This window comes from Micromonospora sp. C51 (assembly GCF_018070435.1).
In the GTDB taxonomy this organism is placed as follows: domain Bacteria; phylum Actinomycetota; class Actinomycetes; order Mycobacteriales; family Micromonosporaceae; genus Micromonospora; species Micromonospora sediminimaris.
Window position 1 is genome coordinate 119,005 of record NZ_JAGPXQ010000009.1, and the last position, 12,161, is coordinate 131,165.

At 69.6% G+C, this 12,161-nt stretch carries 12 protein-coding genes; 8 read left to right on the plus strand and 4 right to left on the minus strand.

The genetic code is table 11. The features are described 5' to 3' along the window. Positions 1 to 2: 2 nt before the first annotated feature. From KBX50_RS13130 to KBX50_RS13140, 3 genes are read left to right on the plus strand one after another with little or no spacing between them, the layout of a single operon-like run. Positions 3 to 140, plus strand: coding sequence for a hypothetical protein (locus KBX50_RS13130; protein ID WP_210937303.1), 138 nt, complete (start codon positions 3 to 5; stop codon positions 138 to 140). Beyond that, positions 133 to 2,397, plus strand: coding sequence for a CHAT domain-containing protein (locus KBX50_RS13135; RefSeq protein ID WP_210937304.1), 2,265 nt, complete (start codon positions 133 to 135; stop codon positions 2,395 to 2,397). The genes KBX50_RS13130 and KBX50_RS13135 overlap by 8 nt, the downstream gene beginning before the upstream one ends. Further along, complete coding sequence (locus KBX50_RS13140) at positions 2,394 to 3,482, plus strand: tetratricopeptide repeat protein (RefSeq protein ID WP_210937305.1); 1,089 nt, start codon at positions 2,394 to 2,396, stop codon at positions 3,480 to 3,482. Before KBX50_RS13135 ends, KBX50_RS13140 begins: the two co-directional genes overlap by 4 nt. Positions 3,483 to 3,538: 56 nt before the next feature. Here the strand turns inward: KBX50_RS13140 and KBX50_RS13145 are convergent, their stop codons facing one another. Continuing rightward, positions 3,539 to 3,727 (minus strand): DUF397 domain-containing protein, encoded by a 189-nt coding sequence (locus KBX50_RS13145; protein ID WP_210937306.1) that lies wholly within the window; start codon positions 3,725 to 3,727, stop codon positions 3,539 to 3,541. Then, complete coding sequence (locus KBX50_RS13150) at positions 3,717 to 4,565, minus strand: helix-turn-helix transcriptional regulator (RefSeq protein ID WP_210937307.1); 849 nt, start codon at positions 4,563 to 4,565, stop codon at positions 3,717 to 3,719. Before KBX50_RS13150 ends, KBX50_RS13145 begins: the two co-directional genes overlap by 11 nt. A gap of 193 nt (positions 4,566 to 4,758) precedes the next feature. Here KBX50_RS13150 and KBX50_RS13155 point away from each other — a divergent pair, with 193 nt between their 5' ends. Beyond that, positions 4,759 to 4,917, plus strand: a complete 159-nt coding sequence (locus KBX50_RS13155; protein ID WP_210937308.1) for a hypothetical protein — start codon at positions 4,759 to 4,761, stop codon at positions 4,915 to 4,917. Further along, complete coding sequence (locus KBX50_RS13160; RefSeq protein ID WP_307870943.1) at positions 4,914 to 6,062, plus strand: helix-turn-helix domain-containing protein; 1,149 nt, start codon at positions 4,914 to 4,916, stop codon at positions 6,060 to 6,062. The genes KBX50_RS13155 and KBX50_RS13160 overlap by 4 nt, the downstream gene beginning before the upstream one ends. Positions 6,063 to 6,242: 180 nt before the next feature. Here KBX50_RS13160 and KBX50_RS13165 read toward each other — a convergent pair whose 3' ends face one another. Together KBX50_RS13165 and KBX50_RS13170 are read right to left on the minus strand one after the other, a co-directional pair. Next, positions 6,243 to 7,682 carry an RICIN domain-containing protein gene (locus KBX50_RS13165; protein ID WP_210937309.1) on the minus strand — a complete coding sequence of 480 codons (1,440 nt, stop codon included), beginning with the start codon at positions 7,680 to 7,682 and terminating at the stop codon, positions 6,243 to 6,245. Between the two features lie 421 nt (positions 7,683 to 8,103). Next, complete coding sequence (locus KBX50_RS13170) at positions 8,104 to 9,312, minus strand: DUF349 domain-containing protein (RefSeq protein WP_210937310.1); 1,209 nt, start codon at positions 9,310 to 9,312, stop codon at positions 8,104 to 8,106. A gap of 262 nt (positions 9,313 to 9,574) precedes the next feature. Here KBX50_RS13170 and KBX50_RS13175 point away from each other — a divergent pair, with 262 nt between their 5' ends. The 3 genes from KBX50_RS13175 to dapF are packed head-to-tail and all read left to right on the plus strand — an operon-like array spanning position 9,575 to position 12,070. After that, complete coding sequence (locus KBX50_RS13175; RefSeq protein WP_210937311.1) at positions 9,575 to 10,306, plus strand: class III extradiol dioxygenase subunit B-like domain-containing protein; 732 nt, start codon at positions 9,575 to 9,577, stop codon at positions 10,304 to 10,306. Next, positions 10,291 to 11,220 (plus strand): tRNA (adenosine(37)-N6)-dimethylallyltransferase MiaA, encoded by a 930-nt coding sequence (gene miaA / locus KBX50_RS13180; RefSeq protein WP_374224621.1) that lies wholly within the window; start codon positions 10,291 to 10,293, stop codon positions 11,218 to 11,220. Before KBX50_RS13175 ends, miaA begins: the two co-directional genes overlap by 16 nt. A 7-nt stretch (positions 11,221 to 11,227) precedes the next feature. Then, positions 11,228 to 12,070, plus strand: a complete 843-nt coding sequence (gene dapF / locus KBX50_RS13185) for a diaminopimelate epimerase (protein WP_210937313.1) — start codon at positions 11,228 to 11,230, stop codon at positions 12,068 to 12,070. Positions 12,071 to 12,161 lie beyond the last annotated feature (91 nt).

Below are 12,161 nucleotides of genomic sequence, written 5' to 3' on the forward strand. Positions count from 1 at the left end.
CGGTGGGAACTGCCGTACTCGAGGTGTCGGGGTCGGACGCCACCCGGGTCAAGCTGCCCGATGTCAGCAGTGGCGAGCTGGAGATCGCGTTCCGGCAGGTTGAATCGCGGCAGGCTGAGGGCGGAAACCAGGATGGGTGAGCTGCCCACGTACGAGTTGACGGTTTTCGAGCAGACCTCCGACTATGCGGAGTTGCGCCTGTCGACCGGTGGAGGCCCACCGAAGACGCGTGGCCTGGACAGGGCGGCGGTCGACCGGCTGATCGAGATTGTGGAACGCGACTACAGCCAGCATGCGAGAGTGCAGGAGGAGTTCGGCGCGCCGGAGTTGCGTGGTCTCGGCGACAGCCTGGCCGCTTTCCTTGACGGCGACGAGCGGTGGCTGACCCCGGTTCTGGACCGTCCGCCCGGCATCACGCTGCGCATCACCGCCGCGGAACGGTTGCGGCATCTGCCCTGGGAACTGCTTGCCGTGGGCGGCTCGTATCTGACCGTCTCCACCAGCGCGCCGCTGCTACCGGTGCGGTCCATCGACACCAACGCGGCGCTCAACGGTCAGGTCGAGCCCGCGAATCGGCCGTTGCGGGTGCTGTTCATGGCCACCTCCCCCGAGGGTGTCGAGCCGGTGCTCGGCTACGAAGCGGAGGAGGCGGCCATCCTGGCTGCCACCTCCCGCACCGGAGCCGAGCTGGTGGTGGAGGAGAGCGGCACCCTGGAAGGTCTTGGCTTCGTCAGTTCCGACCACGGCGCGGGATACTTCGACGTCCTGCATCTGAGCGGCCACGCCAACGTCGGCTCGGACGGCCAGCCTGTCTTCGTGGTGGAGAACGAGTTCGGTGGGCGTGCCGACGCCACCGCTGACCAGATCGCCCAGGCGTTGGACGGTCGCTGGCCCCGGCTGGTCTTCGTCTCCGGCTGCCTGACCGCCAGTGCCCCCGACGCGGGCGCGTTCCCGTCGATGAGTGAGAGCCTGGTCCGTGCCGGAGCCCCTGTCGTGTTGGGGTGGGCGCTGCCGGTCGGTGATGTCTCCGCGATCGAGTTCGCCGCCGAACTCTACCGCTCGCTGGCTGCCGGGCAGGCCCTCGACCGCGCCGTGGTCAAGGCCCGCCAGCACCTGTACGCGAACGAGCGCGGCAACTGGCATCTGCTGCGCGTGTACGCCGACAGATTCCCGCTCGCTCCCATGGTCACGCCCCTGCACGAAAAGGGGCGTACCCGGATCCAGATCCGCCCCGCCGATCAGGAGTTCCTGGACCCGCAGACCCGAAGATCCCGGGTCGCCTCCCGCGCCGCATTCGTCGGACGACGGCGGGTCATCCAGCGCTGCCTGCGTACTCTCAAACAACCGCACGGTGGCGACGGCGCGGCGCAGGCTCTGGTCCTGGCCGGTATGGGTGGTCTCGGCAAGAGCAGCCTCGCCTCCCGGCTGCTGGACCGCATGTCCACCACACACCAGCGTGCCGTCTGGTACGGCCGCGTCGACCTGACCAAGTTCCGGGAACTCACCACCAAAATCGACTTCCCCAGCATCGAGCAGCAGATCGAGGCGACCAAGCTGCTCGACACCGCCGAGGCTCCCCTCCTGGTCCGCCTGCGCCGCCTGCTGCACGTCGACGGACCTCTCGGGCAGACTCCGTGTCTGTTCGTGTTCGACGAATTCGAGGACGGCAACCTCGACGAACGCGACGGCGGGCACGTGCTGTCCCCGGAGATGGCCGACATTCTCCCGGCCCTGCTGGCCGCCATCCGCGACACCGGCAGCCCGAGCCGGGTCATCATCACCAGCCGCTACCGCTTCCCACCACCCGCCGGCACCGTCTTCGAGTCTCTGGAAACCCTCACCGACACCGAGCAGGCCAAGAAACTCGTGAACCTGCCCAACCTGCGCCCCGGCTCCCCGGTCGACCTCGACATCCGTCTACGCGCCGTGGAGGCCGCAGCCGGCAACCCTCGCCTGCTCGACTGGCTCGACCTGATCGTCACCGCCCCCGACCTCGACATCGACGGCCTGATCACCGCCATCGAGGCCACAGCCGACAGGTTCCGCCGGGAAACCATCCTCGCCAAGAATCTCCTGGCCTCCCAACCCGCCGAACTGCGGAAAATGCTCGCCAAGGTCAACGTCATCGAACTCCCCGTGCCTGCCGACACCGTCCGGGCCGTCCACGACCACCCCGACGCCACCGATCACATCGCACGCGCCGTCCAACTCGGCCTGATGGAGGAAGGCACCGACCCGGAAACCCGCCAACCCCGCTACTACGTCTCCAACGTGCTGCGCCCCCTCATCCGCCCCCTGCTCACCGACGACGAGTACACCCAGGCCTGCGCCGCCGCCGCGCGATCCCTCTACAAACTCTGGATCACCGACCCGGCAACGACCGAGCCCGCGTCATGACCACCCTCGCCCAATGGGTGGAGGTGCACCGGCTGGCGGTGGCTGGCCGGGAGCCGGTGATCGCCCGAAGCGTCGGGGCTCGGGTGGCGAGGGTGTGGCTGGGTTGGTCCCGGTTCGCGGATGTCGAGGCCCTCGCGACCGCGACCCTGACCCTGGGCCCGGACGCCGGTGCCTTGTATGACCTGGGGTGGGCCCGATCTGCTACCGGGCGGCCCCGGCAGGCTCTAGACAGCTACGAGCAGGCCCTGCGCTTGTATCGCGCGGCCGATGACCAAGGCAGCGAAGCCGCCACCCTCAGCAACATCGGCCTCGCGTACAACAGGCTGGGGGATTGGCGGCAGGCCCTGGCCTATTACGAGCAGGCGTTACCCCTCTCGCGGGAGGTGGGTGACGGTGCCGGCGCGGCCGCCACGTTGAACAACATCGGCCGGGTGTATGCCGGTTTGGGTGATCGGCGGCGGGCCCTGGCCTATTACGAGCAGGTGTTGCCCATCTCGCGGGAGGTGGGTGACCGTGCTGGCGAGGCCGTCACCTTGAACAACATCGGCACCGTGTATGCCGAGCTTGGGGATCTTCGGCTGGCCCTGACCTTCTACGAGCGGGCGTTACCCATTCGGCGGGAGGTGGGTGACCGTGCCGGCGAGGCCGCCACCCTCAGCAACATCGGTCACGTGTATGACGGGTTGGGGGATCGGCGGCAGGCTCTGACCTATTTCGAGCGGGCGTTACCCATCTTGTGGGAGGTGGGTGATCGTGCTGGTGAGGCTGCCTCCTTGAACAACATTGGCCTCGTGTATGACGGGTTGGGGGATCGGCGGCAGGCTCTGACCTTCTACGAGCGGGCGTTACCCATCCGGCGGGAGGTCGGTGATCGTGCTGGCGAAGCCGTCACCAGATACAACATTGCCATGATCTATCGCGATGAAGGGCATCTCGACGAGGCGATCGACGAACTCGAAGTCGTGGTCGACCTCGACTGCCAAGTGGGTCACCCTGACCTCGCAGCCGATACCGCGATGCTCGAACAACTACGCCAAGAACGAGCAGCCGCTCAGCGACCTGATCTGGGCCCCGACCAGAGCTGAACATCGTCGACGCTCAGGCGGTGGAGATCGGCGGATGCGGCACGGACGGCCGCAGCTCAGGCGCGCGTGCCGGCCGTCTTGATGCCGCTGACGAAGGTGTCCCAGGCCGCAGGGGAGAAGCCCAGCGTCCCGGCAGCAGGGGCCTTGGAGTCGCGTACGTCGATAGCGGTGCCTCGGTCGCGGACCTCGACGCACTGGCCGTTGCTGCCGGAACGGGTCGACGTGCGCCAGACGTTACGCTCCATGCTCGCTCAGCTCCTTGACGAACTTCACCGACTCGGCCGGCGACCTCGCCAGCATCCTCAGATTGTCGTACGCCGCCGACAGCCGCGCCAGGTCGCGGCTCGATTCGAGGAACAGCTCACCGGCCAGGGTCTCGATGTAACCCAGCGGCGGGTCGTCGTGCTCGAAGCTGAGCAGTGCGAAGCCGGAGCTGTCCGCCAGGTGTGCGCCGGCTTCGAAGCGGAGCACCTGGATCGTGATGTTTGGCAGTTGGCTCACCTTGACCAGGTGGTGCAGTTGCTCGCGCAGCACGTCCGGGCCGCCGACCTCGGTCCGCAGTGACGCCTCGGACAGGATGGCGTGCAGCCGCAGCGGGGTCGGCTGCCGGTGTAGCACCTCCTGGCGGGTCATCCGGGCGACGACCCGCTGCTCAACCGTTGCCGGGTCGGTCTCCCGGCCGATGATGTTGACCTCGCGGGCGTACCGCTCGGTCTGAAGTAGACCGGGCACGAGCATTGGCTCGAAGTTCTTGAGTTCGGCGGCCTCGGTCTCGTAGGCGATGTAGGTGGCGTACTTGCCGCCGAGTCGCTGCCACCATCCCTCTTCCCGCAGGTCGCGGGCAAGCTCCAGCAGCGACGTGCCGGGTTCTTCGTCGATCCGGACACCGTAGGTGACAAGCAGTTCCATGACGTCACCGGCACGAGGCTTGATCTCGCCGGACTCGATCCGACTGATCCGGGACGTGGAGCAGCGGACGAGCTTCGCAGTCTCCTCACCGGTCAGTCCCTTGGCTTCGCGGAGCTTGCGCAGCTCTCGGCCGAGTCGGCGGGAGCGCGGCGTCGCGGGTGCGAATCGAGGCATGTCTTGATTCTGCATCCATCCAGTCGGCTCGCCTGCCCCGACTCACGTGCGATCTCAGGAGATCACGGGCTAGTTACTTGCTTAGCATCATGTGATGCGCGACCCTGATTACCTTAAGCAACGGGATGGAATCAAGTCGTGTCCGTTGTGGCGTGTCCCCCATCGGGATGGGTGCCGCAGGCATCGTCGGGAGGTGAGCGGGCTCGTGGCTGTCGAGCTGGTGATGATGGTGCTCAGTGGAGTGTTGCTGGGGTTCCTGGCCGGGCTGTTCGCGTTTCGGGTGAAGTCGCGGTGGTGTCCGCGCTGTGGGGCGTCCACTCACGCCATGCCGCCGGTGCAGGGGGACCGGTGAACCGCCCGCACCGGCGTGACCACAACTCCGTACCCATCGGACGGCGGGTCGCCGAGCTGCGGGCCAGCCGAGGAATGAGCCAGCAGGCGTTCGCCGACCGGCTCGGCAAGTCGAAAAGCTGGGTCGACAAGATCGAGCGTGGCGTACGGCAGCTCGACCGCTACTCGGTCATCCGGGAGATCGCCGAAGTGCTGCGTCTCGACCCGTATCTGCTCCTCGGCCCCCGCCAACCCCCACCCACCACACCCAGCCTCGACGGGGTCGACGGGGTTCGTGCCGCTCTCGCCCGCTACCACGACCGGCCCCGGCACACCGTCACGGCGCAGCAGGCCAGCCAGCAGGTCGCCCACGCCTGGATGAGCTACCAGCACGCCCGCTACCCGCACCTGCTCAACGCGCTACCCGGCCTGCTCGACGCCACCCACGGCACCCGCAGCCTGCTGGTGTCCACCTACCGGATCACCGCCGTCGTGCTGGTCAAACTCGACCACCCCGACCTCGCCTGGCTCGCCGCCGACCGGGCCGTCACCGCGGCCGACGGTCCCACCCTCACCGCCACCGCCACGATCACCGTCGCGCAAGCCCTACGTGCCCTCGGCCACCACCACCTCGCGCTGTCCACCGCCCTCACCACAGCGGACACCGCAGACGGCCCTGCGGTACGCGCGACCCTGTACCTCCAGGCCGGACTCGCCGCCGCCGGCAGCGGCGACCGCCGCAACGCCCACGACCTGCTCGACCACGCCGCCGCCCACGCCGACGAACACATCGGCGACACTGACCCACACCACACCGGCTGCGGGCCGGCCGCCGTCCAGTCGGCCCGTGCCCTTGCCGCGCATCACCTCGGCGACACCACCGAAGCCATTCACCGGCACGAGCACCTCATCCGCAGCGACGGCTGGCGACGCCTACCGCCCGAACACCGCGCCGCCCACCTCGTCGACGCCGCCCGCGCCTACCTCGACACCGGCGACCCCGCCCAGGCTGGACAGGCCCTGCTGCACGCCGACCGTATCGCCCCCGCCGAGGTCCGCAGCCGCCCTGCCGCCCGTACTCTCCTCGCCCAGGTCATCCAACGCGGACCCGCAGCGGCCGACATCGCGCGCCTGGCCACCATCGTCGGCCTGACCCGTCAACCCTGACCCCACAACAACGCCCGACCCGCAAGCGATCGACCTCGCGAGTACGAGTAGATCCCCACCCCTGTCAAACACCTTGCCGATCATGAGGTTAGCGGCGGTTTTCGATCTCTATCATGCCGCTAACCTCATGATCAACGCGTTTCAGGTGGGCCCAGAAGGCGTACGTCCGACCGGTATGGGTCAGACCGAGATTCGGCCGGCGCCCGCGCCGGCCGTCACGATCGACTTGACGTTGCTCGGGGTGTCCAGGGTGTACGAGTACGGGATGCCGGCGACGCTGCCGCCGGTCTGTCCGCTGCCCGAGTTGACGAAGTGGTTGTTGCGGGCCACCAGGGAGCCGGGGCCGGAGCTGCCCTCACCCAGGTGGTACGGGTCGGGGGTGTTCTCGAAGTAGTTGCCCTCGACCAGCACGCCGGCGTTCATCGTGGACGCCACGCCGTAGCCGCGCACGTTGCTGTAGTAGTTGTTGTAGACGTGCACCGGGTTGCCGAAGCGGACCCGGGGGTGGCGCTGGTTGCTGCCGTCGAACCAGTTGTGGTGGTACGACACCCGCAGGTGGCCGACGTCCTGGCTGGCGTTGTCGTCGCTGTGCCCGAGCAGCATCGACTTGTCGTGGCCGTAGACCCGGTTCCAGGACACGGTGATGAAGTCGGAGCCGCGCTTGATGTCGACCGCACCGTCGTAGCCGGCGGTGAAGCTGTTGTGGTCGATCCAGATGTTGGTGGCGGACTCCTGCACGTTGATCGCGTCGTCGTCCCAGTTCCGGAAGGTCAGGTTCCGGATGATGACGTTACGGTCGCCGTTGATGTTGAAGCCGCAGCCGGCGATCGTGGCGCCGGAGTTGCCGAGGATGGTCTTGTTGGAGCGGACCCGCAGCATGCCCGAGCAGTTGATGGTGCCGGAGACTCGGATCACCGCCGCGCTGCTTGAGTTGAGCGCGCTGGTCAACGCCGAGGCGTTGGTGACGGTGGTGGTGCCGGCATTGCCGCCGCCGGTGGTGCCACCGTTCTGGGTGGCCCAGCCGACCAGCCCGGTCTGCGGGCCGGGGTTGGGCGGGGGAGTGGGATTGGTGCCGCCGCTGAGCCGCACCAGCTGCCACCGTTGGTTGGCGCCGTCCAGATCGGCGTACTGGGAGATCATCGCCCCGTCGGCCGTGGACCATCCCCACAGGTCGAGGACCTTGTTGCTGTGCCGGTTGACGAACCGTACGTCGCCGTTGGCGGAGTCCGCGAGCCGCCAGTGCTGCTTGGTGTCGCTACTCGCGGTGACCTGGGTGACCTGCACCCCGTCGTTCGAGTTCGGGACGGCGACGACCTTGCCGGAGTGCCGGTTGCGCAGCTGGTAGTAGCCGCTGCCCACGTCGACGAACTGGAACTGCTGGTTGTTGCCGTCGAGGCGGCTGAACTGCCGGATCTCACCGCCGTCGGCGGTGGACCAGTTCCAGAGATCCATGGCCTTGCCGCTGTGGCGGTTGACGAACACGTAGTAGGCGCCGGTGTCGACGGTCGCGGCGGCGGCCGGGGCGACGGTCACCGCGACGGCGGCGGCGGGCAGCGCGACGGCCGTCGCGGCCAGCACCGCCAACCGTCGCGTCAGGCGAGGCTTGACGTCTGCAAGCACGGTTGTTCTCCTCATCCTCGATAAGTGGGACGGATCGGATGACGTGCCGGCGGGCCGGCGGTCAGGGACCGGCCCGGACCGGTCCGTGTTGTGGGCGGCCACGGCGGCTGAGGGGGTGGCGTGGGCCGTGGCGGACGCCCGGATGCGTCATCCGGTGGGGTCGGCAGGGGGTACGCCCCGGCGGTGGAGGCTGCCGTGCCCGGCGGCAGCGATGCCGTGGCGGTCGCAGGATGCGGCCCTGCCGTGGGATGAACTGGTCGGAATGGCTCCCGTGTCTCACCCCTTGCGAGGGCAAGCGCTTTCCCAGGTAATCACAGATCGACGTCGATGTAAATGTCGTACGCTAACATCGCGGCGACCTGCGAAAAGGGCGATGCCCCCGGCTCCCGCGTGGGAGAGCCGAGGGCATCGGACGTACGACTCAGCCGGCCTGCTCGGCCAACTGGAGGAACTGGCGCTTCGAGGCGAGTGCCTGCTCGGCCTCCTTGATCCGCCGGTTGTCACCCGCGGCCTGCGCCCGGGCCAGCCGCTCCTCTGCCTCCGCGACCTGCGAACGCATCTGGGCCAGCAGCGGATTGTCCTCCCGGCTGGTGCGCCGCCAGGCCGAGTCCATCACCTCGCGGACCTTCTCGTCGACCGCGCGCAGCCGGCGCTCCAGCCCGGCTGCCGCCTCGCGCGGCACCCGACCGGCCTCGTGCCACTGCGCCTGGATCTCCCGCAGCTTCGCCTGGGCGCCCTTCGGGTCGCCGTCGATGTCGAGCGCCTCGGCCTCGGCGAGCAGTGCCTGCTTGCGCTCCAGGTTGGCGCGCTGCTCGTTGTCCCGGGCGGAGAAAACCTCGCTACGCCGGCTGAAGAAGGCGTCCTGGGCGGCCCGGAACCGCTCCCAGAGCTTCTGCTCGGCCTCCTTCGAGGCGCGCGGCGCGGCCTTCCACTGCGTCATCAGGTTCTTGAGGTGGTTGGCCGTCGCCGCCCAGTCGGTCGATTCGGCGACCTTCTCGGCCTCGGCGACCAGCTCCTCCTTGACCGTCTGCGCCTGCTTGCGCTGCGCGTCGAGGGAGGCGAAGTGGGCACCCCGGCGGCGGGTGAAGCCGTCCCGCGCGGCCGCGAACCGCTTCCACAACTCGCCATCGGTCTTCTTGTCGACCCCCCGGATGGTCTTCCACTCGTCGAGGATCTCCTTGAGCCGGTCACCGGCGGTCTTCCAACCGGTCGACTCGGCAGCCAGCTTCTCGGCCTCCTCCACCAGGGCGGTCTTGCGGGCGAGCGCCTCGACGCGGGCGGCCTCCTTCGCCGCCCGGGCCTCACCGGCCTTCTCCTCGGCAACGGTGGCGAGCTTGTCGAGCCGGGTCGCCAGGGCGTCGATGTCGCCGACGACGTGAGCCTCGGGGAGGGAAGCACGGATCCGTCGGATGGTGGCGAGCGAATGGTTGGCGTCCGCCGCACCGGAGTTGAGCCGTGCCTCGGTCAGATCCACCTCGGTCACCAGGTCGGCGAAGCGGCGTGCGAAGTGTGCCAGCCCTTCCTCCGGTGCTCCCGCCTGCCAGGATCCGACCACCCGCTCGCCCTCGGCGGTCTTGACGTAAACGGTGCCGTCCGCGTCCACCCGTCCGAAGGCAGTCCAGTCGCTCATGTGCCCATCCTCGTTCTCCCGGCACCAGGGAGCAGTCTCCCGGGCGCCGCCACGGCGCAGCCAAGTTTCTCCGGGCATTGTCACAGGTGCGCCCCGGTCCGCGTCGAGCGCCTATCGCCGACCGTGACCATACGGTGTCCTAGGGCCTGTCTGGGCCATCCGACCGGCGTGCCGCTTTCGACCGTACGGCGTACGTGCGGCGCGGTCGTCCTTCCCGGCGGCACGCGGCCACGCTGCCGAAGCGGACCGCTACGGTTGCCTGGTGCCACTGGTCGCCGCCGCCGTCTGCCCCCACCCGCCGCTGCTCATCCCCGAGATCGCCGGTGCCGCGGCGTCCGAGCTGGACGACCTGCGCACCGCCTGTGACGCCGCCGTCGCCCGCCTGCTCGACTCGGAAGCGCGGACCGTCCTGGTGATCGGGGCCGGCGACCGCAGGGCCGACCTCGACTCTCCGTTCCGGGGCAGCTTCGCGCCGTGGGGGGTGCCGCTTGAGGTACGCCTCGGCGACCACCCCGACGGATTGGTGGGCACCGACCATCTACCGCTCAGCCTGCTGGTCGGCGCGTGGCTGCTCGGCCGGCGACCGTCGGCCAGGAACCGGGGCATGGACTGGCGGATGACGACGGTCGGGGCCGCCGACCCGGTCGAGACCTGCGCCGACCTCGGTGCCCGGCTCGGCTCGGACCAGCCGTGGGCGCTGCTGGTGATGGGGGACGGTTCGGCCTGCCGGGGCGAGAAGGCGCCCGGCTACGCCGATCCGCGCGCCGAGGCGTACGACGAGACGGTCGCGCGAGCCCTGGCCGACGCGGACGGCGACGCCCTGCTCGGCCTGGACCCCGGCCTGTCGACGCAGCTCAAGGTCGCGGGACGGGCGCCCTGGCAGGTGCTCGCCGGTGCCGCACGAGCGGCGGGTGATCGCTGGCGTGGCGAGCTGCGTTACCACGCCGCGCCCTACGGGGTGGGCTACCTCGTGGCGAACTGGGAGCGGCCGTGACCGCCCCGAGCACCGTGGTCGCCGTCGTCGGGCCGACGGCGGCCGGCAAGTCGGCGCTGAGCATCGCGCTGGCGCACGCGCTCGACGGTGAGGTGGTCAACGCCGACTCGATGCAGCTCTACCGGGGCATGGACATCGGCACGGCCAAGCTCACCGTCGCCGAACGTGACGGCGTATCACATCACCTGCTCGACATCTGGGAGGTCACCGAACCGGCCAGCGTGGCGGAGTACCAGCGGCTGGCCCGGGCGGCGGTCGACGACATCCTCGCCCGGGGCCGGGTGCCACTGCTGGTCGGTGGGTCCGGGCTCTACGTGCGGGCGGTGCTGGAACAGTTCGAGTTCCCCGGCACCGATCCGGCAGTGCGCCAACGCCTGGAAGGCGAGTTGGCCGCGCTCGGGCCGGCACCGCTGTACGCGCGACTGCGCGACGCCGACCCGGTCGCGGCGGCCGGCATCCTGCCCGGCAACGGCCGGCGCATCGTGCGCGCGCTGGAGGTGATCGAGCTGACCGGTAAGCCGTTCACGGCGGCGTTGCCCGAGCCGACGCCCTACTACCCGGCGGTGCAGCTCGGCGTGGACCTGGACACCGCGCTGCTCGACGAGCGGATCGCGACGCGGGTCGACCGGATGTGGGCCGACGGGCTGGTCGCGGAGACCCGGAGACTGGTCGAGCGCGGCCTGCCGCAGGGGCTTACCGCGAGCCGGGCGCTCGGCTACCAGCAGGTGCTGCGTTTCCTGGGTGGGGAGCTGACCGAGACCGAGGCGTACGACGAGACGGTCCGGGCCACCCGTCGCTTCGTCCGCCGCCAGCGCTCCTGGTTCCGGCGCGATCCTCGGGTGCACTGGCTCGACTCGGCCGACCCGGGGCTGATCGGGGCCGCGATGCGGATCCTCGGTGAGGCTGCGCAATGATGGGAGCGTGGAGTTCACCAAGGGGCACGGCACCGGCAACGACTTCGTGATCCTGCCCGACCCGGACGGCGCGCTCGACCTGACGCCCGAACTGGTGGCGGCGATCTGCGACCGGCGGCGTGGTCTCGGCGGGGACGGCGTGCTGCGGGTGGTCCGCGCCGCGAAGCACGCCGACGGCGCAGCCCTGGCCGGCGAGGCCGAGTGGTTCATGGACTACTGGAACTCCGACGGCTCCTTCGCCGAGATGTGCGGCAACGGTGCCCGGGTCTTCGTCCGGTACCTGCTGGCGAACGGGCTGGCCGTACCGTCCGGCGACGCACTGCCGGTGGCGACCCGGGCCGGCGTGGTGCGGGCACGGGTCGAGGGCGACACCATCGCCGTCGAGATGCAGAGACCTCAGCTGTACGGCGCCTCCGCCGCCGCCCTGGGCGGACTGACCCTGCCCGGCACCGCGGTGGACGTCGGCAATCCCCACCTGGTCTGCCCGGTACCCGTCGGGCTGGACCTGGCCGGACTGGACCTGACCCGCGCCCCCGACGTCGACCCGGCGGTCTTCCCCGCCGGGGTGAACGTCGAGTTCACCACCGTCGGTGGACCGGTCCCCGGCGTCGACGCACACGTGCTGATGCGCGTCCACGAGCGTGGCTCCGCCGAGACCCTGTCCTGCGGCACCGGTGCCTGCGCGGTCGCCGCGGTGGCCCTGCGCGACGCCGACCAGGAGACCGGGACTGTCGCCGTAGACGTCCCCGGCGGCCGCCTAACCGTGACCGTCACCCCCGACTCCTGCTGGCTCTCCGGCCCCGCCCTCCTCGTCGCCACCGGCGAACTCACCTTCCCACCCCTGACCTGACCTGCGTTGATCATGAGGTTAGCGGCGGTTTCTGAGATCGAACTTGCCGTCAACCTCATGATCAACATGGGTCGTTGGGGTCGGGAGGTCC

Bases quoted from the DNA above. Each gene is read 5' to 3' on its own strand.
- KBX50_RS13135 (WP_210937304.1), top strand. From the start codon at position 133: ATGGGTGAGCTGCCCACGTACGAGTTGACGGTTTTCGAGCAGACCTCC.
- KBX50_RS13140 (WP_210937305.1), top strand. From the start codon at position 2,394: ATGACCACCCTCGCCCAATGGGTGGAGGTGCACCGGCTGGCGGTGGCT.
- KBX50_RS13145 (WP_210937306.1), bottom strand. From the start codon at position 3,727: ATGGAGCGTAACGTCTGGCGCACGTCGACCCGTTCCGGCAGCAACGGC.
- KBX50_RS13150 (WP_210937307.1), bottom strand. From the start codon at position 4,565: ATGCCTCGATTCGCACCCGCGACGCCGCGCTCCCGCCGACTCGGCCGA.
- KBX50_RS13170 (WP_210937310.1), bottom strand. From the start codon at position 9,312: ATGAGCGACTGGACTGCCTTCGGACGGGTGGACGCGGACGGCACCGTT.